The following is a 21,548-nucleotide window of genomic DNA, read 5'->3' on the forward strand; positions in this document are numbered from 1 at the left end:
GGGGACGCCGCATGCATTACCGGGTAATGAAGTGCGCGCAATGTTACGTATCAGTAACGTGCCGGATCACATTTTCCGTCGCGGAAATCTTGCCTAAAATCGTCTCCAGATCGAAAGAACGGGCCCGCGGCTGATGGGAATCTCCTGGCCTGCGACGGTTTGTCTCCATCCGGCCTGCACGCTCCAGGCGCCGAAATCACGCACCACCGAGGCTTCCAAGGACAGCCAGCGCGCGCCGCCGTCGGCCGCGCCGCCGAACGCCTGACCCAGCACCATCCAATCCTCGCCGAGCCGGGCGCCCGCCGTGGCGTCGATGCGGGTTTCATCCGGCAAGCCGTCCCGCAGACGGCGTGCGGCCTGAAGCTCGACAAATGCGCCGTCCATTCCCCAGCGCTCGCCCATCTCGCCGAGGGACCGGCCGACCGACACGCGCGCCTCCCAATCGTGATCGCCGACGCCCGGCGCGGCATAGCCGGCGTTGCGCCCCTCCCCGGCCTGGGTATAGCCGCCGTAAAGACTGACGGCGTTCCGGTCGTCGCGCCAGACCTGCCAGGTCGCACCGATCTCGATGGGGCCGCGCCCGCTGTAATCAACGAAGGCGTCCTCGCCGTCCTGCCAGTCCGCCTTCAGTTGAAGCGTCAGCCGATCCGACACGCCGTATTCGGCGAATAGACCCAAGGTCGCGTCACGCCGCCGGCCAAGAAGATCACGCTCCTCGCCAGCAGCGTCGAAACCTGTGTCGGCGCTCAGCCGCTCGTATTTGACGATGGCTTGGCCCTTGCCCTTTGGCTGGGTCCAGGCGCCGGCGAGGGCTTGGGTCGGCGTCAGCGCCGCAAGGACCAGCGCCCCCGCGACGAAGGGATTTAGGCGTCGTAGCCCGGCGACTTTCGATCCAGCTGTCGCAGAGCGCCCGGCCAGGCCAGCGACGAGATGAACCCAATGCCGCGCCCCTGCTCCTTGGTCTCGGCCTGCGCCTCGTCCGGCGCCAACAGGATGTGCTCGCGCCCGCCAGACAGAGCCGCAACCTGCTGCGCGCAGGCCCTCTCCAGGAAGAAGATGCCGATCCATGCCTGAGCCGCCGTTTCCCCGACCGCCAACGTGCCGTGGTTTCGCAGCAGCATCAGCGGTTTGTCCCCCAGGTCGGCGACCAGACGTTCGCGTTCGTCATGGTTCAGGGCCAACCCCTCGTACCCATGATACGCAACCTGATGCTGTAGTAAACACGCGTTCTGACTGACGGGGAGCAAACCTTCGGCCTGAGCGGCGACGCCCACGCCGTTCACTGTATGCAGATGGATGACGAACTTGGCGTCTTCGCGCGCGGCGTGGACGGCCGAGTGGATGGTGAAGCCCGCCGGATTGATGAAATAGGGCGTGTCCTGGACGATGTTCCCTTCCAGATCGACCTTCACCAGCGACGAGGCCGTAATCTCGTCGAAGTAAAAGCCGTAGGGATTGATCAGAAAATGATGCTCCGGCCCGGGCACGCGCGCCGAGATATGGGTGAAGATCATGTCGTCCCAACCGTTCAAGGCGACGAGCCGATAGAGGGCTGCCAGCTCGACACGAACCTGCCATTCGGCCTCGGACACGCGCGACTTGATCGAAGGACTGGTTCCGTCCGCCATGATTTCCTCCTGCCTCTGGATGGGCTTTGACAAACCGTCACCCCGCGCGGTCGCGTCGTCAAGCCGACAAGGCCGCCGTTGACGTGACGGCACCCCCTGCGGCGGCCTTGCTTAACCGGGTCTTCATCACGCAAGCATATGGTTAAGCATCGTCGCCGGTTCGGGGAGCCGCCTTGTCTGTCGTTCAACTGGAGCCGCCCCGCGACGCCTGGGACGACCGGACTGTGTCTGAGCTTATGGTGCTGGCCAGCAGCCGTTCGGCCGACGACCGTCAGCGCCTGCTGCTTAAGGTCACCTCGCTGTGTGAATCCAATCCGCCGCCACCCAAGGTCGCGCCGCTGCTCAGCGACATTTTCCTCGCTCTGACAGCCCAGGCCGAGCGGGATATTCGACTGGCCCTGTCCGAACGGATCGCGGGCGTCGACTGGGCGCCGCCTGCGCTGGTCAATATGTTGGCGTTGGATGAGATCGAGATCGCCCGCCCGGTCATCACCTCCAGCCCGCTTCTTCGAAACGCCGACCTGATACGCCTGCTGATCGAGGCGACGCTGGAGCATCAAATCGCCGTCGCCCGGCGCCCGCAGCTGGCGCGGCCGGTCGTGGACACGATCGTCGATCGCGCCGAACCCGTCACCATGACGGCACTGGCGTCCAACCGTACGGCCGACATTGGCGAAGACGCCATGCGCAAGCTGGTCGATCATTCGCGCCGCATCGCGGGCCTGCGGGCGCCGTTGACGCGTCACCCCAGGCTGAACGAACAACTGGCTCAGCAGCTTTATCAATGGGTCGGCCAAGCTCTGCGTCAGTCGATCGGCGAACGCTTCCGCATCGACGACGACCAGTTGAATGCGGCGGTTCAGGACGCGGCGGCGAAGGCTGTCGGCAGCCCGGAATGGCGCGCCATGTCCGCCCGGATGACCGAGGATCGCGCACGCATCGACGCGGAACGACGACTGGTGGAAAAACTTCAAGCCGCCGGCCAGCTGCGCCCCGGTCTGCTGGTCCGCGCGCTACGAGAACAGCGTTTCGAACTGTTCGAACAGACGCTGGCGGTTCTGGGCGGCTTCAGCGAAGCACAGGTGCATCACGCCATCCGGGCTCCGACCGCCGAGCCGCTTTATTTGGCCTGCATCGCCGTGGGCGTGGATAAGGCCGTTTTCGCCTCCGTTCTGGTCGAGGTGCGCAAGCTTTCGGGCGGAATGCCCGCCGACGGCGGCTGGAAGGCGACGCCGATGAGCGCGCACGCCGCCTCTCGCGCCTTCCATCAGATGATGCACAGGCCCGCGACCGTTTGACTCTGCGCGCAAGCTCGGGCCACGTCGCCAAGTGACTCAGTCAAGCCCCTCTCCCCTGCCGTCGTCGCCCCGATTGGCCTTCGTCGCCAGCGACCGGCCCGAAGCCCAGGCGGCGCGCAAGGCCTTGATCGCCCGCTATGGCGCCGTGCCCGAAGACGAGGCCGATGTAATAGTGGCCTTGGGCGGCGACGGGCAGATGCTGGAAACCCTGCACGGCAACCTGCGCCAGCGCACGCCCGTGTACGGGATGAACCGGGGGTCGGTCGGCTTTCTGATGAACGACTACGACGAAAACGGTCTGCTTGAGCGGATCGCGACGGCCGAAAGGACGGTCATCCACCCTCTGCAGATGGATGCCTGGACCGAAAGCGGCGAGGTCCACACCGGTCTGGCCATCAACGAGGTGTCGCTGCTGCGCCAGACGCGCCAGTCGGCCAAGCTGCGCATCACCGTCGACGAGCGCGTGCGTCTCGAGGAACTATCCTGCGATGGCTGCCTCGTAGCGACGCCTGCGGGATCGACCGCCTATAACCTGTCGGCGCACGGCCCGATCATTCCTCTGGACGCCCGCATCCTGGCCCTGACGCCCATCAGCGCCTTCCGTCCCCGACGCTGGCGCGGCGCCCTGTTGTCGCACGGCGCCAAGGTGCGGTTCGAGGTTCTGGAGGCCGACAAACGCCCAGTCTCGGCGACCGCCGACAACTTCGAGGTCCGACGCGTCGCCCGCGTCGAGGTGCGCGAGCGTCGTGACGTCACCCTGAGCATGCTCTTCGATGCGGGCCGGTCGTTCGACGAACGCGTAATGGCCGAACAGTTCGCCAACTGATCGGTCACGGCTTCTTAAGCCCGCCACCGTATCTTCGCGTGAACGTCCTATGGAGCCCGCCATGAGCAATCCGGCGCAGATCACCCCTCCGACCAACTCGCTGCGGCTCAAGGTCGGCGGCGGCTTCGGCATCAACGCCGACGCCATCGCCCGTGCAGAGGAAGCGCTGAAAGCCATGTCGGCCCAGTTCGGCCAGTGGCTGAACGACGAGATCGTCAAGCTGGACAAGGCCCAGGCCGATATCCGCGAGCAGGGCTACACCCCCGTCACCGCAGAGGCTCTGTATTTCCGGGCCCACGATCTGAAGGGTTTGGGGACGACCTACGAATATCCGCTGGTCACCCGCATCGCTGGTTCGCTGTGCAAGATGCTGGACGACGCCGATCGCCGCATGACTGCGCCCATCGCCATCCTGGACGCCCATATCGACGCCATCCGCGCCGTCGTCCGCGACCAGATCAAGACTGACGAACATCCGACCGGCCGCGCCCTGGCCGAGACCCTGGAAGCGCGCGTCGCAGATCACCTCGCGGGCTGAAGTCCCTCCAGCCGTTTGCGAAAGGCCCGTCGTCTCCGGCGGACCTTTTTCTTGAAGCCTGATCGGTTGAGACGAGTCACTTCGCGACTTCGTCGATGCCGTGAATCAGGCTCTCAGGATCAGGCTGCGTTGGCGGCGGTCAGGCTGAGCGACGGCGACTGATCCAGCCGCTCCATCAGATAGGCCAGATCGTCGCGCAGCACGGCCGGACGCTGGGTCAGGAACCGCTCCAGCATCTGATCGCGGAAATAAGCGCTCGACGTATCGATCCCCTCCGCCGCGAGCGCACGCCAGGTGTCGACGCCCGCGCGGAAGGCTTGGAACAGGCGCGGCGGCAAACCCGCGCGATCATAGATTGCCTTCAGCCCCAGCGGACCGGCGTCATGCACCATCAGCCAGGCGCGGTGATGGGGCGTGTTGGCCAGTTCGGCCAGCCCATATTCGAACATCGCCATCTGACCCCGCGCTAGTCCGCGCAGCAGCAGGGATGCGTTCAGGACGCGACGGGCGTTCAGCTGGGCCATGAAGGCCGCCAGATCGGCGCTGGCGCTGGCCTGATCGACCAGATCGACCGTCATCCGCTCACGAGAGTATTGGGCCAGACGGATCGCGGTTTCCGGCGCCACAGCGTGATGGCTGATCAAATGTTCGCGCACCGCCTCGCTGGCCAGTTGGATCAACCGTTCGGTCACATGCAGCGGCAGGACCTGGCGATAGGCTACGGCGGCTAGGACTTCAGGCGCTTCGGCGAAACGCTCGACGACGGTCGCCAGCGCGCCTTCGGACAGGTCGGCGTTGTCATTCGCCGCCAAGGTGCGAACCGACTGCTCGCATCCTTCGGCCGCCAACACGGTTGCGACATCGCGCGACACCCGCGCCCGCCCCGCCACGGCGACCTGACGCACGACCGATCCGGCGCGCACGATCTCGATCAGATCCTCGTCGCTGAACGCCGGCGAGGAAGCGATGATCGGCAGGGCGATGCTGTCCAGATCGCCGGCCAGTTTGCGCGCCACGTCGTTGGGAATCAGATCGGACGCCTTCAGCGTCACGGCCATGGCGCGACGCACCAGTTCGGCGGCGTCATTGGCCAGCAGACGCAGGATTTTCTGCGCCGCCGCCCTGTCGTCCTCATTCAGTTCCGCGCGCTCCATGTTGCGGCACAGCTTGTGCGCCGCTTCGGCCCGCTCATCGTCGTCCGTCGCCTTGATCAGGCGTCGGATGTCCACTTCTGTCAGGCGGGCGCGGAAGGCGGTCATGGACGGCTCGTGATGGAATCGGACGTTGATCCCAGAATGAGACTGCCATGCTTAACGGGCGGTTTACCATCGGTTGCAATGCAACGACTCAGGTCGATTCCTTGCCATTTGGCGAGAAAGCGCCGCCGAAGCCGCTGCTGGATGATCCATCCTGACCGAGCAATAGCGCCAGAAGGCCTTGATCCTGCTTCAGCCGATCCAGACGTGCGGCCAGCATCTGGTCCTTGTCGCTCAGGTTCGGCACGGCGTATTTCGTCTCGCCGGCTCCGGCGGCGGGTGCGCCCTCGCCTGCCGTGCGCTGCAGATTGGCGTGGACCTCGGCGACCGTGGCGGCGCGTCCATTGCGATAGAAGATGCTGCGGTTGGCCCGCGCAGCGTCGGGGAACAGCGCTGCGGCGCTGCCGCCCGGATTACGATCCATCGCCTCCATCAAACCGGCGGCGCCGGCCGGCCCCAGGAAATGAGCCGCATACAGATCGCCTGCGCCCGGTTCCTTGCCCGTGCGTCCGCGCAGATAGGCGGCATTGGACGCCGTCAACTCAGCCGCCATGGTCGAGGCCGCATGAGGATCGAATCGAAGGTCCAGCACCACATTGCGCGCTGAACCCTCGACGCGCCAACGTCCGTCCGACCCGCGATGGATCAGGTCGGCGTACTGGCCGTAGCCGTGCTGGGCCCCGTGCTGCTTGACCGTGCCCAGCCAAGTCTGCTCGATGAATTGAAACAGGCCGGCGGCGGACGAGGTCGGGGCCTTGGCCGACGGGTTCATCGCGCTCTCGCGCCGCGCGGTCTTGACCAGGAAGTCATAGTCCACGCCAACGGCGTTCGACGCGCGCCGGATGGCCGCCTCTACTCCGCCTGTCGATGGAATCGCTCCGATACCCATGTGCGAAGGGTCGGCGAACGTAGTTAACCAACTCTTAATTCTTAACGGCCGCGTTAACGCCTCGACCTTCGTCGAACGGGAAAACTTCGCCGTAAAGCCGCCACAACCTGCGCGCTCAACTTGCAGTTACGGGCGCTGCGGGGGCGGTGAACGAGGGAGTGACGTTATGATGATCCGTGCTGCCGGTGGTCCCGGCTTGATCAGCCCGATCGACTTCGGGGAACGTAAGAAACCCATCCCGCGCTGGATGCTGGGCGCCATCGGCGTCTCGGTCGTCCTGCACGTTGCGGCGGGGGTGGCGCTTTATAATCAAAGATTCGAGCTAAGTGCGGCGCCCATCGACGACATCCTCGACCCGCCGGTCTCGGTGATGATGGCGCCGCCCAAACCCAAGCCCTTGCCCACGCCCGAAACGGCGGCGCCGCCAACGCCCATTCACAAGTCGGCGATCCCCGTGCCCTCGACGGTGCAGACGATCCCGCTGACGCCGCCCGAGCCCGGCGTCGTGACCGCTCAACCCGGTCTGCCGACCATCAGCGTCGCCCCCACCGGCGTTGAGGGCGGCACGGCAACCGTCGAGACGCCACCGCGCCCGCCGTCGGTGATCAACAATCCATCTTGGGCCAGCCGGCCTTCGGCGGCGCAGATGGCGCGGGCTTATCCGACCCGCGCCGCAGAGAACGGCACGCCGGGTTCGGCGACGCTCAGTTGCGTGGTCAATGCGGACGGCGGCCTGAACGGCTGCCGGGTCGTGGGCGAGACACCGAGCGGCCAGGGCTTCGGCCGCGCCGCGCAGAGCCTGACGCGGTCGTTCCGCATGAACCCGCGCACCGTTGACGGCCGGCCTGTCGACGGCGCGACCGTCAACTTCACCGTCCGGTTCGCGATGGAAGGCTAGAACCGACCAGGGTCGAGGGCGCGGGCGTGTGGCGACGCCGTCCGCCCCTCGATCGCATCGGCGACCACGGCGCCGACCAAGGGCCCCAGCAACCAGCCGTTTCGACGCGGCGCCAAGGCCATAAACAGACCCTCTTCACCAGGCGCCGCGCCCGCGAGGGGCAGACCATCCGCCGTAGCGCCCCGGATGCCGACGCGCCATTCGATAGACAGCGGCTCAGGCGACCGACCCAGCGCAGCCCACCCCGCTTGGGTCAGGCGTTCGGACGCCTCGGCATCCGGCGTCGTATCCCGCCGCCCCGGCTCCATCGTCGCTCCGATGACCGCGCCAGACGCCATTGGCGCGACATAGGCGCCCGGCCCGCGCACGACATGATCGACAAGATGTTCGGCTGCGACGCCGATCTGTCCGCGGATCGGCTGGATTTCCTCGATCAATCGGCGCGCGACATCGGGCAGACCCGCAACGGCGTCACAGGCGCCGGTGGCCAGCACGACCGCCTCCGCATGCAGCCACCGATCACCGACTTCGAGCCGCCAGCCGCCATCGATGCGGGTGATCGTCGTCACCGTCCCGGCTACGACAGCGTCACCCAACGCCCGCCTTAGAGCCGCCAGAGCCTGTGTCGGCTCGACCTGATAATCTTCGTCGGTCGCGACACGGTCACTCTCGCGCCGAGCGTCGAAGGCCAGCGCACGCAATCGCGCCTCCATCCTGTCCAAGTCGCCGCCCCGCCACTCGGCCGGTCGGTGCGCCAAGGCGATTCCTGCCGCCGCCGCAAAGTCGGGCCACAGGTCGCGCCCCGCCCGAAACAGCCGGGCATAATCGGGCGACACGTCATCGATGGCCGATTCCATCGCCGGGGCGATCATCCCCGCAGCCACCAGGGAGGCGTTCACCTCGCCCGGATCGACCACCAACACCGCCCGGCCGCGCCGATGAAGTTCGAACGCCGTGCAAAGCCCCAGCACGCCGGCGCCGACGATCACGATGGGAGAAGAAGACGTCACGGGCCGTCTGATCGACCCGTGACGCCCCTATTGCAAGATGGCTTTCGCCTATTCCGCGGCCATTGAGGCCGCGCCGGCGCCGTCCAGACGCGCGACCAGGGCCGCGTGCTGGTCCCACAGGGCGGTCGGCAGTCGATCGCCGAACTGGCGATAGAAGTCGGGGATCAGCGCCGCCTCTTCGGCCCAGACGCCTGCATCCACGTCCAACAGGGTCGACAATTGCGTCGGCGTCAGGTCCAGGCCTGACAGGTCCAAAGCCGCGACGGACGGCACGCGACCAACCGCCGTATCGACCGCCTCGGCCTCGCCGTCGATCCGCTCGCTGATCCACTTCAGCACGCGCGCATTGTCGCCGAAGCCGGGCCAGACGAACCGGCCGTCTTGATCCTTTCTGAACCAGTTGACGAAGAAAATGCGCGGCAGTTTCGACGCGTCTCGCCCCTGGCCCATCTTCAGCCAGTGGTCGAAATAGTCGCCCATGTTGTAGCCGCAGAACGGCAGCATGGCGAAGGGATCGCGGCGCAGTTCGCCGACCTTGTTCTCGGCCGCCGCCGTGCCTTCGGACGCCACGGTCGAGCCCATGAAGACGCCGTGCTCCCAATCGAAGGCTTCGGTCACCAGCGGCACAGCGCTGGCGCGACGACCGCCGAACAGAATCGCGTCGATCGGCACGCCCCTGGGATCTTCCCATTCCGGCGCTATGGCCGGGCATTGGCTGGCGGGCGCCGCGAAACGGGCGTTGGGGTGCGCGGCGGGTTCGCCGGACGCGGGATCGTGCGGACGGCCCTTCCAGTCGGTCAGACCTTCGGGCGTCTCCTTGGTCAGACCCTCCCACCAGACATCGCCATCGTTGGTCAGGGCGGTGTTGGTGAAGATGGTGTTGGAGGCCAGGGTCTCCAGCGCATTGTGATTGGTGTTACGGCTGGTGCCCGGCGCGACGCCGAAGAAGCCCGCCTCGGGATTGACCGCATATAGCCGCCCGTCGTCGCCGAACCGCATCCAGGCGATATCGTCGCCGATGGTCTCGGCCTTCCAGCCCGGAAGGCTGGGCTGCAGCATGGCTAGGTTCGTCTTGCCGCACGCGCTGGGGAAGGCGGCGGCGACGTATTTCGCCCGGCCCTTCGGATCCGTCAGCTTCAGGATCAGCATGTGCTCGGCCAGCCATCCCTCATCGCGAGCCATGATCGAGGCGATGCGCAGGGCGTAGCATTTCTTGCCCAACAGGGCGTTGCCGCCATAGCCCGAGCCATAGGACCAGATTTCCCGCGTCTCGGGGAAATGCACGATCCATTTGTCGTCGTTGCAAGGCCAGGCCACGTCCGCCTGACCATCGGCCAGCGGCGCACCCAGCGTATGGACGGCCGGCACGAAGACGCCTGTTTCGCCCAACTGATCCAGCGCCGGCTTACCCATGCGGGTCATCACGCCCATCGACAGGGCGACATAGCCGCTGTCGGTGATCTCGACGCCCAAGGCGCTGATCTCCGACCCCAGCGGGCCCATGCAGAACGGGACGACATACATCGTCCGCCCGGCCATGCAGCCGTCGAACAGACCGTCTAGACGGGCGCGCATCTCGATCGGATCGGCCCAGTTGTTGGTCGGACCGGCGTCAGCCTCGTCGTCCGAGCAGATGAAGGTACGGCTCTCCACGCGCGCGACGTCGCGGGGATCGGAGGCGGCGTAGTAGCAGCCCGGCCGCTTGGTCTGATCCAGCGCCTTCAGCGTGCCCTTGGCCAGCAGGTCGGCGGTGATGGCCTCTTTCTCGGCCTCGGAGCCGTCGCACCAATGGACCTTGGCGGGCTTGGTCAGGGCGGCGATCTGCTCGACCCAGGCGATCAGCCCAGCATGGGCGGTGGGCGCCGGACGCAATCCGGGCGTAGTGAGAATGGACAAGGGCGTCTCCTGAGCGAAAAGGTCCGACGATCTGACGCCGTCGTGGCCTTCAGCGCGTGACGATCACGCACTGTTACAAGCGAATTGCGCCGGGCCTCGGTGATCGTCAAGTTGCGCAAAAAATGCACAAACAACCGGCCTTTCGCGGTGAGAAATCGCAGATGTGTTCGTCGCGTTTCGACGATACTTAGGAGGAATGAACAGCTTGGACTCCATCAGCGTCTTGCCGGACGGCGCACTGACATCGCCCGCTGCGCGGCGCAACGCCGAGGCGATTCTTCGCGTGCTCCGCGCCCATCTGCCGGCGCGTGGTTCGGTGCTCGAGATCGCGTCCGGATCGGGCGAGCACGCAGCCGCCTTCGCCGCCGCCTTGCCAAATCTGGATTGGACGCCCAGCGACCCCAGCGATCAAGCTCGCGAAAGCATCGCCGCCTGGAGCCGCCAGCTCGATCTGTCGAACCTGAAACCGCCGTTGGCGCTCGACGCCGGCGACCCCTCGACATGGCCAGCCGACACGTTTGACACTCTGTATTGTGCGAACATGACGCACATCAGCCCCTGGTCGGCGACCGAGGGGCTAGTGGATTTGGCCGGTCGGGTCTTGCGACGGCCCGGCGGCCTGCTGGCGCTTTATGGCCCCTACCGCGAGGCCGAGGTTCCGCTGGCGGAGTCGAACGCGGTCTTCGAGGCCAGTCTGAAGGCGCGAAACGTGGAATGGGGTCTGCGTGATCGCGAAGCGGTTGAGACCCTGGCCCGCTCGCATGGCCTTGCGGCCACGCTGCAGGTTCAGATGCCGGCGAACAACCTCATCCTGCTGTTCCGCGCCATTTGATCACACGATCGCGCCGACCAGCTTGGACAGTTCGGCCCGCTCGTTCAGGAGGCTCACCCCCCCGTCCTTGAACACCGCGCCCTCGGCCTGGGCCGATAAGCCGAAGCTGTCGGCCGCCAGCGCAACGCCGTCCGCGAAGGCGATGACCGTCAGACCGTTGGCGCGCGCCAGATCGATCAGCGACCGCACGGCCGCCAACGACGCCTCATCCGTCGAACCGCCCGGAACGACCAAACCCTTCAGACGGCCTTCGGCGATGTCCTTGGCTGTAGCGGTGGCCAGCACAGTCACGCCGCCGGCGATCAGGCTGGCGTCGCCCGTCGAGATCGGCGCAAGACCCACGCCTTCGGCCCGCAACGCGCCCTCCACGTCGCCCAACTCGCCGAACGCCATGTCACGCCGCATCACCAGCCCCATGCGCAGACGGGTGGGAACAGGACGGTTGTAACCGGTGCGACGGGGGCCTGCGGAAGATTTGTTTTGAGCGAACAAGACGTCTCCTTGAGATGTTTCAATACTGATCCAGATCCGACAAGCGACGCTGTCGGACCGCCCACGCCGATGACCAGAAAAAAGAAAATCTATGGGTCCGACGCGTGTCGTCCCGCACTCTGGCTCATTTGTGGAATGCCGTCAGATATAGTGACGATCCCGGCCGGATCAACCTATCAGTTCAAACGGACCGGCCCTACTAATCCTGAAAGCGGCGGCCCGCTTGCTCGCGATCCCGCCCGGCTCTAGACAGCCGCATCGACTGGACGACGGAATCGCATGGCCTTCACCCGCACCTATGACGGCGACGAACCCGTTCGCGTGAACAAGTGGCTGGGCCAGACCGGCGTCTGTTCGCGGCGCGAGGCCGATACCCTGATCGCCAATGGTCTGGTCTCCATCGATGGCGAGACCATCAGCGACGCCGGCCGAAAGATTCAACCGGGCGAAACCCTGACCCTGAACGACACCGCCCAGGCGGCCTTGGCGACGGGCATGACCCTGGTGCTGCACAAGCCGGTCGGTTACGTCTCGGGCCAGCCCGATCCCGGCAAGATCCCGGCCGTGCGACTGCTGAAGACGCCCAATCGTGTCGGCGAAGGCGAGACGCCTGCGCGGGATGCCTCCTTGCCCCCCATCGGTCGGCTGGATGAGGATTCGCGCGGCCTGTTGCTTTTGTCGTCGGACGGCGTCGTCGCCAAGGCGGTGATCGGCCCGGCGTCCGAGTTGGACAAGGAATATCTGGTCGTCGTCGAAGGCCAGATCACCGAAGGCAAGCTCAGCAAGCTGCGCCACGGCCTGTCTCTGAACGACAAGCCGCTAAAGCCCGCCCGCGTCACCCAGATCGAGCCGCAGCGCCTTCGCTTCGTCCTGACCGAGGGCAAGTATCGCCAAATCCGCCGCATGTGCGAACTGGTCGGGCTGGAGGTCGTAGATCTCTATCGCACCCGCATCGGGCCGCTGGTATTGGGCGACCTGCCCGAGGGTCGCTGGCGCCACCTGACCGATCAGGAACGCGCGATGCTGATCTCGGCCTCGACGACGCCTCCAGCGCCCTAATCGAGTGCCCTGAACCACCGATCCAGCAGTTGGGCTTCCTCACGGCGCGCCTCGGTGCGTTCGGCGGCCTCGGCGTCCACGCCCCACTGCTCTTCCTGAAACAGCTCGTCGATCCGCGACAGGTCGAACGCCGCGCCGCCGTCCAGCGCGCCCTGCTCCACCGCCAGGGCCAGCACCGCCGAACCCAACAGCGGCACGGCCGTCGCCAGTCCGGTCAGGCGGAAGTCGTCCAGCGACAGGGCGTGCGCCTTGACCCGCGCGATGGCGTCCGGCGACTGCGGTCGATGCAAGATGCCGGCGACAGGCTCCAGCGCCACGCCCATCTCGCGCGCGGCCCAGTCGCGCCACGGCCCCCACTCCCGCGCTTGGCGCTCGACCAGCGGCGTCGGATGTTCGGCCAGATAGCAGACCACGTCCGACCCGGCATAGGCAGCGATCTCGTCCGCCACCGGCTCGCGCGCCTGACCGATCCGGTCGATGGCGGTCGAGGCCAGCCGGGTCGCCGGCATAATCGAGGGATCGAGAAACTGGCCCTGAGCCGCCCATTCGTCGGCGACCAGCTGGGCTGCGGCCTGCGTCGGCAGGACCAGCGCCGCCTTGTCCGGCGTCTTCGGCGTACGCCCGTCCAGCAGCACGGCCCAGCCGCCGTCGGTGTGTGGAGCGACGACCGCCTCTTTCCAGAAACGGGTGATGCGATCCGGCGCCTGTTCAACGAAACGCGGGCGATGCGGGGTGGATTGATTGGTCATCAGAAGGTCCGTTGGAATCAGGCCGGCACGACGTCGAACGCCAGCGTCAGACGCGACGCCTCGCCGCCGAACGGCTGGGTTCCATGCCACATATAGGAAGGAAACAGCACCAACGTGCCGGGTCGGGGCTGTACATAGTGTTCTGCCGCCAAGCTCGGCAGGCCAGGCGGCGCGCCGAACCGCAACCAGCCCTCGCGGCGCTCGCCCTGCACCGCCGGCGGCAATTCGATATGGCAGGCCGAGGACAGCCAGCCGTTAGAGTGAATGTGGTCGGCGTGAAATCCGTTCGGCCTCAACCGCACCGACCAACTGCCCTGGATGCGATAGTCACCTGTATTCCGGGCCCTCAGCGGATCGTCGCCCCGGCCCACCGCCGCCATATAGTCGCGGATCGGCTTGTCGATGGCCTGGAAGAAGGCGCGAATGGCCGGATCTTCGCCTTGGGCCAGAGGCGCGGTGGTCTGCGATCCCCCGCGCAGCGACTGGCCCACCGGATGGGTCTTCAACGTGTGCAGATCGTGCAGCGCCCTGGCCAGATCGACCAGATAGGCCTCCAATGACGCCCACCCGTCAGGCGCCTCCAGCCGATACGGCCGCACGAAGGCGTCGTAGTCGTAAAGCCGGCCGTACCGCACATCGCCGAGCATCCGCCAGGCCGTCGCCTGAAAGGCCAGCACATGCTGGTTCAGCGGCTCGCGCGCCCTAAGAGCTTCAATCGGGACCAGCGCCGCCTCAGCCTCGCCCAACGCCAGCAGACATTCGGCCTGGGTCACCATGATCGCCGGGACCTCGCCGCCGGCCAGCGCTGCCGCCCGGTTCGCATGATCCAGCGCGCGACGGGGACCCCACGTCAGACACGCCTGCGCCGCCGCCAGTTCCCCCGGCCCATCCAGCGGCCCGGCGACCAGGGTGCGATAGGCCCCCTCGCCCTCCCCCGCATATTCTAGCAGCTTTGCTTTGATCTGGCGCAGCAAAGGCGTCGCTGGCGATACGGCGATGGCGGCATCCAGCGGCGCGCAGGCGGTTTCCAGATCGGCATCTCGCATCCAGATCAACTGGCTCAGATCACGCAGCGCATCGCCGTAGCCGGGCCGCCGCAGCAGCGCCTTACGATAGGCGTCCTCGGCCTCGTCGAACCGACTCTGCGCCTGCAAAGCCCGCGCCAGCACCAGCGAGGTTTCCGGCGCATGGCCGCCGATGGACATGGCGGCGCGACACGCGACCTCCGCCTCGGCCGCCCGCCCGAGATCGCCGAGGGTGGACGCCAGATTATGCCACGCCGGAATGCTGTGCGGCCGAACCTCGACGAGGCGCTGCGACAGCGCCGCACTCTCTTCCAGACGCCCCACACGCTTCATCAGATCAGCCTGGACAGACAGCGCCTGCCACGGCGCATCGGCCTGCTGCGCCATCGGCGCCAGCATTTCCAAGGCCGCGTTCAGCTGGCCGGCAGCGGCCAGAGCCTTGGCCCCTTCGACCCTCGCCTGGACCCCCGCCGTCACCGGATTCGCTTCACGCCCAGGAAGGGATCGTCTTCGGCCTCGTCATCGGAGAAGCCGAAGTGGGCGAAGCCGGCTTTCATCTCGGGGCTTAACGGGGCGGTGACCTTGAGAACGCCGCCGCGCGGGTGATCGAGTTCGATGCTGCGGGCGTGGAGTTGCAGCTTCAGGGGGCCCGACAGTTCACGCGATTTCTCGTCGCCGTATTTCGGGTCGCCCAAGATCGGATGGCCGATCCCCGCCATATGGGCGCGTAGCTGGTGCGTCCGTCCGGTGAAGGGGCGCAGGGCCATCCAGGCCGCCCGGTGCGAAGCGCGGCTGATGGTCGAGAACGCCGTTTCGGCCGGTTCGGCGCGCGGGTCCTTGCGCTCGGCCGGGCGCATCATCTCGAAATCGTTGATGCCGGTCTTCTTCAACGGCATGTCGATCTGGCCCGAATAGGGTTTAGGATTGCCGATGACGATGGCCCAATAGGTCTTCTTGGCCTGCCGACGGGCAAAGGCGCCCGCCAGTCGCTTGGCCGCCTCCGGCCCCTTGCCCAGCAACAGGACGCCCGAGGTGTCGCGGTCCAGCCGGTGAACCAGGCGCGGTCGCTCCAACCCCTCGCCCCAGGCCGACAGCAGACGGTCCACATGACGGCTCGTCTTGGTCCCGCCCTGCACCGCAAGGCCATGCGGCTTGTTCAAGGCGATAACCATGTCGTCTTCGTAAAGTACCAGCGACTTGGCGAAGGCGATGTCCCTTTCGGACAGGGTGTGGGCGTCGCCAGCCTGGCGAGAGGTGTCATCGGGGATCGGCGGCACGCGCACAGCGGCGCCGGCAGTCAGTCGGCCTTCGGGCTTGATGCGGGCCCCGTCCACGCGGATCTGACCGCTGCGGGCCATCTTCTGCACTTGGATGTTGGACAGGTGCGGCCAGCGACGGCGGAACCAACGATCCAGCCGGATGCCGTCCTCGTCCTCGGCGACATAGATCGTCAGGACTTCGCGCTTGGGCGCATCTGCTGCGGGCGGCTGATCGGTCAAGCGGGAACTCCAAAGGCGCGGCGAGCGACCATCAGGCCGACGAACAGGGCCGCGATAGCCAGAACCACCGAGCCGATCACATAGGCGGCGGCCAGGCCGATCTGGCGGCGCTCGATCATCTGCACCGCTTCCAGCGAATAGGACGAAAAGGTCGTGAACCCGCCCAACACGCCGACGGCGGCGAACAGGCGCACTATCTCCTGCTGCGCCCCGCCCCGGAACGCCAGCCAGCCGACGAGCAGACCCATCATCAGACCCCCTGCGACATTGGCGGCGAAGGTGCCCACGGGCCAGCCGGCATTGGGCGCGAGCCGCCCGGCGGCGAGGCCCAGGCCATAGCGCGCCATGGAGCCGATGGCCCCGCCTGCCGCAACGAGAAGAAAACGTGTCATCGTGCGGCGATATATACGCCGCCCGCGCCGAAAGCGATGGTCAGCGCGGGATGGAGCTCTGCACCGAACGTGCGTCATAGGCGTTCGGACGATCGGGCTTCTGGCCGCGTCCGAGAACCACTTCCAACGTTGTCGAGGTCGGCTGCGGTCCGCTGAAATTCAGACCAACGCCCACGCCGACGCCAGACGCCGAATAGCCGCCATATCGGCTGCTGCCGCCGCCGATGGAGACGCTCGGGCTGACGCCGCCTGCGCCACCCGGCCGACCATCGGTCCAGCTCTGCGTCACCTCGAACCAGTCGTAGCCTTGTTCGGTGGTCAGGTCGGCGGCGCGCACCAGCGCCCAATCGGCGACACGGCCCGCAGCGCCGACGCCGTTGTAGGTGACACGGTAGCGGTTGGATTCGATCCGCTGCTCGGAATACCCCTGCCCGTTCGGACCCATCTGGGCGCCATAGGGCGCCAGGCTGGCGCAGGCGGTCAGGGCCAGGGCGGAAAGACCGGTCAAGGCGAGGGCGAGACGCTTCATCAGAGGTATCCTTTCAACGACATAGCGCCAAAATGCGCACGTCGTTCCCTGAGGCCCGCGCCCTAAAGACCCAGCGCCGTTCTCAGCTTCGCGAAATCCTCGGGCGGCGGCGCTTCGACCGTCGTCGTCCCGCCCTCGGGATGCGGAAAGCTCAGTTTGGCGGCGTGCAGCATCAGACGCGGCGCAGGTCCAACGGGCGTGGTCAGAGCGCCGCCGTAGCGCACGTCTCCGATCAACGGCCGACCGATATGGGCCATATGCACACGCAGCTGATGCATCCGCCCGGTCAGCGGCTCCAGCTCGACCACGGCCCCTTCCGGCCCCGCGGCCAGGGTCCGATAGCGGCTCTGCGACCCTTGCGCGCCCGGCGCGTCAAAGGCGACGACCCGCACATAGCTCTCGCGCCCGATCTCTTCGCGACGCAGCGGCGCGTCGATGGTCGCCGCCTTGGGCTCAGGCGCCGCCGACAGCAGGGCCAGATACTGTTTTCTGAAACGCCGCATCTGCAACGCCTTACCCAGAAAACTCGCCGCCGGCTTGGTCTTGGCCGCCAGAATCACGCCCGAGGTGTCGCGATCCAGCCGATGCACCAACTCCGGCCGCTTGCCGTTCGACCGCGCGAACGCCCAAAGCAGATCGTCCAGCGTATGCGCCTTGATCCGCCCGCCCTGGCTGGACAGGCCCGGTGGCTTTGAGAAGGCGATGACGTGCGCATCCTCGTGGATCACCCACGACCGGACGGCGGCGATATCATCGGATGAAAGATCGGCAGGAACGCGGGTCACGGCGCGTCCATACGCGACGGCGCGCCCTGCGTCAGCCCATCAGCGCAGCACGCCGCGTTTGCGCATATTGAACGCATAACCAAACAGCAGAACCGCAATCAGCAGGATGATGATGGGCATCCAGCTCATGGCCGCCAGTTCGGGCGGCGCCGGCGGCGGAGGATCGATCAACTTGCCATAGATCAGGCTGATCAACGCGCCCAGCAGCGACAGACCGAAGGCCGGAACCGCCCAACGCCGGCGCAAAAGCAGCAGCACCGAACCGATCACCGCACCCCAAACTCCCAGCGTCCACGGCAGATACATCCAGCCGGGCATGGCCTCGTAATAGGCGACCATGGCGTCGTCGAAACCCGCCGCCCGCATGTAGGCCTCGCCCCGCGTCGTAGTCTGGATGAAGTCGAACGCGCCGAACCCATTCCACGACAAAGACAACACGCCCACCAGCCACAGATGCCAGGGCGTTTTCACTGTCTCAATCATCGTCCCCTCCCAAGGATGTCAGGCCGGAACGCTAACCCCCTTGTGAACTGACGACAATGAAGAGCGTTCAGTCAGTCGCCGGACGCGTCCGCCGCCAGCCGTGCTCGCATCTCGGCCCAGCGCTCCAAACGCGCCTTGACCTTCTCCTCGTGCCCCTCGCCCTTGGGGTTGTAGAAGGTGCGGCGTTCCATCTCGTCGGGGAAGAAGTTCGCGCCCGAGAAGCCTTCGGGCGTATCGGGATCGTACTGGTAGCCCTTGCCGTAGCCCAGCGACTTCATCAGCTTGGTCGGGGCGTTGCGGATATGGGCGGGGGGCATCAACGAACCCGTCTCATAGGCCGCCTTCTTGGCCGCCTTGAACGCCTCATAGACCCCGACCGACTTGGGCGCAGTGGCCAGGTGGACCACCGCCTGAGCCAAGGCCAACTCGCCCTCGGGACTGCCCAGGAAGTCGTAGGTGTCCTTGGCGGCATTGGCGACCAGGATCGACAGCGGATCGGCCTCGCCGATGTCCTCAACCGCCATCCGCACGATCCGCCGCGCCAGATAAAGCGGATCCTCCCCCCCGTTCAGCATGCGCGCCAGCCAATAGAGCGCTGCGTCGGGGTCGGATCCCCGAACCGATTTATGCAGGGCCGATATGAGGTTGTAGTGTTCTTCTCGGCTCTTGTCGTAGGCGGGCGCTCGGCGTTGCAGCACGCCCGCCAGCCCCTGCACGTCCAGCTTTTCGCCTTCAGGCAGGTCGAACAGCACCTCCGACATGGTCAGCAGATACCGCCCGTCGCCGTCGGCCAGGGCCAGCATCGCCTGCCGCGCCTCCGGCGTCAGCGGCAGGGTCCGGTCCATGTGCGCCTCGGCCCGGCTCAGCAGCTGATCCAATGCCGCGTCGTCCAGCCGCTTCAGCACATAGACCTGACTGCGCGACAGCAAGGCGCCGTTCAACTCGAAGCTGGGGTTCTCCGTCGTGGCCCCGACCAGGGTCACCACGCCTGCCTCGACGAATGGCAAAAAGCCGTCCTGCTGGGCGCGGTTGAAGCGGTGGATCTCATCGACGAACAGCAGCGTGCTCTGTCCCGCCGCACGCCGCATCCGCGCCGCCTCGAACGCCCTCTTCAGGTCGGCGACGCCCGAAAACACCGCGCTGATCGCCTGATATTCGTATCCCGCCGCCTGGGCCAGCAGCCGCGCGATCGTGGTCTTGCCCGTCCCCGGCGGTCCCCACAGGATCATCGACCCCAACCGCCCCGCCTCGATCATGCGCCGGATCGGCCCGCCTGGCCCCAGCAGATGATCCTGCCCCACCACCTCGTCCAGCGTGCGCGGACGCAGGCGGTCGGCCAAGGGGGCGTCGGGGGGCAGAATGCCGGAGGCTTCGAAAAGGTCGCTCATGGGTGCGACCTATGTAGGCGTTCGCCAAAGGCTTTTCACGCGCTAGTATGGCGAACCGCCACAGAGACCGCCCCATGACCGACGCCAATCCGAACCAGGGTCCGACTTCTGGCGTGACGCCGCACCTGACCATCCCGTCGCGCGGGGCCTCTGCGGCGATCGATTTCTACATTATCGCCTTCGGCGCCGAGGTGTTGGACCGTCGACTGGCCGATGATGGCGAGCGACTGATGCACGCCCACCTGAGGATCAACAGCGCCAGCGTCATGTTGAATGACGAGTTTCCGGAATACGGCGGCTCGCAGGACGTGCGGCCCACCGGCGTGACCCTGCACCTTCAGGTCTCCGACCCCGACGCCTGGTGGACGCGCGCCATGACCGTCGGCGGCGCGGAACCCGTGCTGGACATGGCCGATCAGTTCTGGGGCGACCGCTACGGCGTCCTGCGCGACCCCTTCGGCCACACCTGGTCGATCGGCGGGCCGACGAAGGCCTGACGACCTATCTCAGCACGCCGCGAATCTGACGGCCGCCACGGTTGACGACGACCTCCCACGGGCCGCGACCCGAACTGGCGGCCTCCACATCGCGGGCCGAGCCGATGGCGCGGCCATTGATGCTGACGATCAGGTCGTTCTGGCGGAAGCCCGCGCGCGCCGCATAGCCGCGGCCGGACACGCCGGTCACGATGACGCCCGTCGCGAACGGATCGCCGCCCAGGCGGTCGGCCAGAGCAGGGCTGAGCGCCACGACCTCGGCGCCGGCGAAGGGGCCGGACTGGATCGTCACCCCCTGCTTCGGATCGGCGTCGCCCGGCAGAGTCTGAACCCGCGTCGTCACGGTCTGCGCCCGACCGTCGCGCAGGATGGACACCTGCACCTGGTCGTTCGGATTGCGCGAGCCGACGCGGTAGTTCAGCCCGTTCTGGTCGTTGATCTCCTGACCATCGACGGCGGTGATGACGTCGCCCTGACGAATGCCGGCGCGCGCGGCCGGACCGTTTGCGTAGACGTCGGTGACGACCAGCCCCTGCGGTCGGCTCAGGCCCAGGCTGCCGGCGATGTCGCCGGTGACCGTATCGCCCTTCACGCCCAGCCACGGCCGAACCACAGCCGTCGCGCCGCCCAGCGCGCTGTCGACGACCCGCTTGACCATGGCCGCCGGCACTGCGAACCCGACCCCGGCCGAAGAGCCTGAGCGCGAGAAGATGGCGGTGTTGATGCCGATCAGGTCGCCGTCCATGTCCACCAGCGCCCCGCCCGAGTTGCCGGGGTTGATGGCCGCATCGGTCTGGATGAAGGACCCACTGTCGGAAATGCCGGTCTCGGTCCGGTTCAGGGCCGAAATGATGCCGTTCGTCACCGTCTGCCCTACGCCGAACGGATTGCCGATGGCCAAGACCAGGTCGCCGACCTGCTGCTCTTCCTGATCGTCGATAGCCAGGACCGGCAGGCGGTCGCTGACGTTCTCCAGCCTCAGCACCGCGATGTCGCTGCGCTCGTCGGCCAGGATGACGGTGGCGGGAAACTCGCGCCGATCGTTCAGCACGACCTTGATCTGCTGGGCGCCGTCGATGACGTGGTTGTTGGTCACCACGATCCCGTCAGAGCGGACGATGACGCCGGAGCCAACGGATTCCGCCACCCGCGCCTGGGGAATGCCGCCGCCGAAGAATTGGAAGAAGGGATCGGCCTGCACCCGCTGCACGCTGCGCGCCGAGATGTTGACCACAGCCGGCGCGGCGGATCGCACCACCGGTGCGAAGCTGGACTTCATTCCCGCCGCATCGGCCGGGGCGGTGCGCGTCGGTTGGGCGAACTCGCCCTCCTGCGCCTTGGAGTTCGAGGGATTGCCGCACGCCGACAGGGCGAAGGCGGCGGCGAGCACGAGCGATCGAGTCTTCATGGGCATCCGAAACTGGGCATCCGGGACTGGCAAGCGTAAAGCGACGCCATTCCGCACCCGGTTTCGGGCTGGATCAAGGCGTATGATGTCATCAACGGACAAGCTTTACAGCCGTTCCGTTCGGCCCCCTGCCCGCCATATTTGCCCTTCGCGCGCAGGATCGCTACATCC

General features: G+C 66.6%; 23 protein-coding genes. 7 read left to right on the forward strand and 16 right to left on the reverse strand.

All coding sequences use genetic code 11. The annotated features are described in order from the left end of the window. Nucleotides 1-93: 93 nt before the first annotated feature. Both A4249_RS07790 and A4249_RS07795 read right to left on the reverse strand, forming a co-directional pair. Nucleotides 94-678: a hypothetical protein gene (locus A4249_RS07790; protein ID WP_156494672.1), complete on the reverse strand. Its 585-nt coding sequence runs from the start codon at nucleotides 676-678 to the stop codon at nucleotides 94-96. 185 nt (nucleotides 679-863) lie between these two features. Continuing rightward, nucleotides 864-1,628 (reverse strand): class II aldolase/adducin family protein, encoded by a 765-nt coding sequence (locus tag A4249_RS07795; RefSeq protein ID WP_055754843.1) that lies wholly within the window; start codon nucleotides 1,626-1,628, stop codon nucleotides 864-866. Nucleotides 1,629-1,801: 173 nt separating this feature from the next. Between A4249_RS07795 and A4249_RS07800 the strand changes: the two genes are divergently transcribed. The 3 genes from A4249_RS07800 to A4249_RS07810 all read left to right on the forward strand — a co-directional run bounded on the left by A4249_RS07800 (nucleotide 1,802) and on the right by A4249_RS07810 (nucleotide 4,290). Then, complete coding sequence (locus A4249_RS07800) at nucleotides 1,802-2,926, forward strand: DUF2336 domain-containing protein (RefSeq protein ID WP_066551844.1); 1,125 nt, start codon at nucleotides 1,802-1,804, stop codon at nucleotides 2,924-2,926. Nucleotides 2,927-2,999: 73 nt separating this feature from the next. Further along, nucleotides 3,000-3,752, forward strand: coding sequence for an NAD kinase (locus A4249_RS07805; RefSeq protein WP_156494673.1), 753 nt, complete (start codon nucleotides 3,000-3,002; stop codon nucleotides 3,750-3,752). A 61-nt stretch (nucleotides 3,753-3,813) separates the two neighbouring features. Then, nucleotides 3,814-4,290 (forward strand): hypothetical protein, encoded by a 477-nt coding sequence (locus A4249_RS07810; RefSeq protein ID WP_055754927.1) that lies wholly within the window; start codon nucleotides 3,814-3,816, stop codon nucleotides 4,288-4,290. Between the two features lie 119 nt (nucleotides 4,291-4,409). On the opposite strand, the gene A4249_RS07815 is transcribed toward A4249_RS07810, so the two are convergent. Continuing rightward, nucleotides 4,410-5,549: a DUF2336 domain-containing protein gene (locus A4249_RS07815; protein WP_066551845.1), complete on the reverse strand. Its 1,140-nt coding sequence runs from the start codon at nucleotides 5,547-5,549 to the stop codon at nucleotides 4,410-4,412. An 88-nt stretch (nucleotides 5,550-5,637) separates the two neighbouring features. After that, nucleotides 5,638-6,435, reverse strand: coding sequence for a transglycosylase SLT domain-containing protein (locus tag A4249_RS07820; protein WP_055754840.1), 798 nt, complete (start codon nucleotides 6,433-6,435; stop codon nucleotides 5,638-5,640). Nucleotides 6,436-6,601: 166 nt separating this feature from the next. Here A4249_RS07820 and A4249_RS07825 point away from each other — a divergent pair, with 166 nt between their 5' ends. After that, on the forward strand, nucleotides 6,602-7,333 hold the full coding sequence (locus A4249_RS07825) for a TonB family protein (RefSeq protein ID WP_066551846.1): 732 nt from the start codon (nucleotides 6,602-6,604) through the stop codon (nucleotides 7,331-7,333). Here A4249_RS07825 and A4249_RS07830 read toward each other — a convergent pair. Both A4249_RS07830 and A4249_RS07835 read right to left on the reverse strand, forming a co-directional pair. Beyond that, entirely contained in the window at nucleotides 7,330-8,343 is a 1,014-nt protein-coding gene (locus A4249_RS07830) for an NAD(P)/FAD-dependent oxidoreductase (protein ID WP_231868797.1), read from the reverse strand. The genes A4249_RS07825 and A4249_RS07830 overlap by 4 nt on opposite strands. 48 nt (nucleotides 8,344-8,391) lie before the next feature. Next, on the reverse strand, nucleotides 8,392-10,239 hold the full coding sequence (locus tag A4249_RS07835; RefSeq protein ID WP_066551848.1) for a phosphoenolpyruvate carboxykinase (GTP): 1,848 nt from the start codon (nucleotides 10,237-10,239) through the stop codon (nucleotides 8,392-8,394). Nucleotides 10,240-10,435: 196 nt separating this feature from the next. Here A4249_RS07835 and A4249_RS07840 point away from each other — a divergent pair, with 196 nt between their 5' ends. Next, nucleotides 10,436-11,071 (forward strand): DUF938 domain-containing protein, encoded by a 636-nt coding sequence (locus tag A4249_RS07840; protein ID WP_066551849.1) that lies wholly within the window; start codon nucleotides 10,436-10,438, stop codon nucleotides 11,069-11,071. On the opposite strand, the gene A4249_RS07845 is transcribed toward A4249_RS07840, so the two are convergent. Continuing rightward, nucleotides 11,072-11,563, reverse strand: coding sequence for a hypothetical protein (locus A4249_RS07845; RefSeq protein WP_231868798.1), 492 nt, complete (start codon nucleotides 11,561-11,563; stop codon nucleotides 11,072-11,074). It abuts the gene before it with no gap. Between the two features lie 279 nt (nucleotides 11,564-11,842). Between A4249_RS07845 and A4249_RS07850 the strand changes: the two genes are divergently transcribed. Beyond that, a complete protein-coding gene (locus tag A4249_RS07850) occupies nucleotides 11,843-12,622 on the forward strand; it encodes a pseudouridine synthase (RefSeq protein WP_066551850.1) in 780 nt (259 codons plus the stop codon). Here the strand turns inward: A4249_RS07850 and A4249_RS07855 are convergent. The 8 genes from A4249_RS07855 to A4249_RS07890 all read right to left on the reverse strand — a co-directional run bounded on the left by A4249_RS07855 (nucleotide 12,619) and on the right by A4249_RS07890 (nucleotide 19,472). Then, nucleotides 12,619-13,371 (reverse strand): ATP12 family chaperone protein, encoded by a 753-nt coding sequence (locus tag A4249_RS07855; protein WP_066551851.1) that lies wholly within the window; start codon nucleotides 13,369-13,371, stop codon nucleotides 12,619-12,621. The two genes, A4249_RS07850 and A4249_RS07855, sit on opposite strands and share 4 nt — an antisense overlap. A 17-nt stretch (nucleotides 13,372-13,388) precedes the next feature. Further along, entirely contained in the window at nucleotides 13,389-14,873 is a 1,485-nt protein-coding gene (locus A4249_RS07860; protein WP_066551852.1) for a putative 2OG-Fe(II) oxygenase, read from the reverse strand. Further along, the gene (locus A4249_RS07865; protein WP_066551853.1) at nucleotides 14,870-15,895 is read right to left on the reverse strand and encodes an RluA family pseudouridine synthase; all 1,026 of its coding nucleotides are present in this window, start codon (nucleotides 15,893-15,895) and stop codon (nucleotides 14,870-14,872) included. The genes A4249_RS07860 and A4249_RS07865 overlap by 4 nt, the downstream gene beginning before the upstream one ends. Continuing rightward, complete coding sequence (crcB, locus tag A4249_RS07870; protein WP_055808533.1) at nucleotides 15,892-16,287, reverse strand: fluoride efflux transporter CrcB; 396 nt, start codon at nucleotides 16,285-16,287, stop codon at nucleotides 15,892-15,894. Before crcB ends, A4249_RS07865 begins: the two co-directional genes overlap by 4 nt. Before the next feature lie 40 nt (nucleotides 16,288-16,327). After that, nucleotides 16,328-16,816 (reverse strand): CC0125/CC1285 family lipoprotein, encoded by a 489-nt coding sequence (locus A4249_RS07875; RefSeq protein WP_066551854.1) that lies wholly within the window; start codon nucleotides 16,814-16,816, stop codon nucleotides 16,328-16,330. A 62-nt stretch (nucleotides 16,817-16,878) separates the two neighbouring features. Next, nucleotides 16,879-17,601, reverse strand: coding sequence for an RluA family pseudouridine synthase (locus A4249_RS07880; protein ID WP_066551855.1), 723 nt, complete (start codon nucleotides 17,599-17,601; stop codon nucleotides 16,879-16,881). Between the two features lie 39 nt (nucleotides 17,602-17,640). Next, nucleotides 17,641-18,084, reverse strand: coding sequence for a hypothetical protein (locus A4249_RS07885; RefSeq protein ID WP_066551856.1), 444 nt, complete (start codon nucleotides 18,082-18,084; stop codon nucleotides 17,641-17,643). 71 nt (nucleotides 18,085-18,155) lie between these two features. Next, nucleotides 18,156-19,472: a replication-associated recombination protein A gene (locus A4249_RS07890; protein ID WP_066551857.1), complete on the reverse strand. Its 1,317-nt coding sequence runs from the start codon at nucleotides 19,470-19,472 to the stop codon at nucleotides 18,156-18,158. Between the two features lie 74 nt (nucleotides 19,473-19,546). On the opposite strand from A4249_RS07890, the gene A4249_RS07895 reads away from it, so the two are divergent. Continuing rightward, nucleotides 19,547-19,969: a VOC family protein gene (locus A4249_RS07895; protein WP_066551858.1), complete on the forward strand. Its 423-nt coding sequence runs from the start codon at nucleotides 19,547-19,549 to the stop codon at nucleotides 19,967-19,969. A 4-nt stretch (nucleotides 19,970-19,973) separates the two neighbouring features. Here the strand turns inward: A4249_RS07895 and A4249_RS07900 are convergent, their stop codons facing one another. Beyond that, nucleotides 19,974-21,377 (reverse strand): Do family serine endopeptidase, encoded by a 1,404-nt coding sequence (locus tag A4249_RS07900; protein WP_066551859.1) that lies wholly within the window; start codon nucleotides 21,375-21,377, stop codon nucleotides 19,974-19,976. Between the last annotated feature and the right edge of the window lie 171 nt (nucleotides 21,378-21,548).

It is taken from the genome of Brevundimonas sp. GW460-12-10-14-LB2 (assembly GCF_001636925.1).
Taxonomy (GTDB): Bacteria; Pseudomonadota; Alphaproteobacteria; order Caulobacterales; family Caulobacteraceae; genus Brevundimonas; species Brevundimonas vesicularis.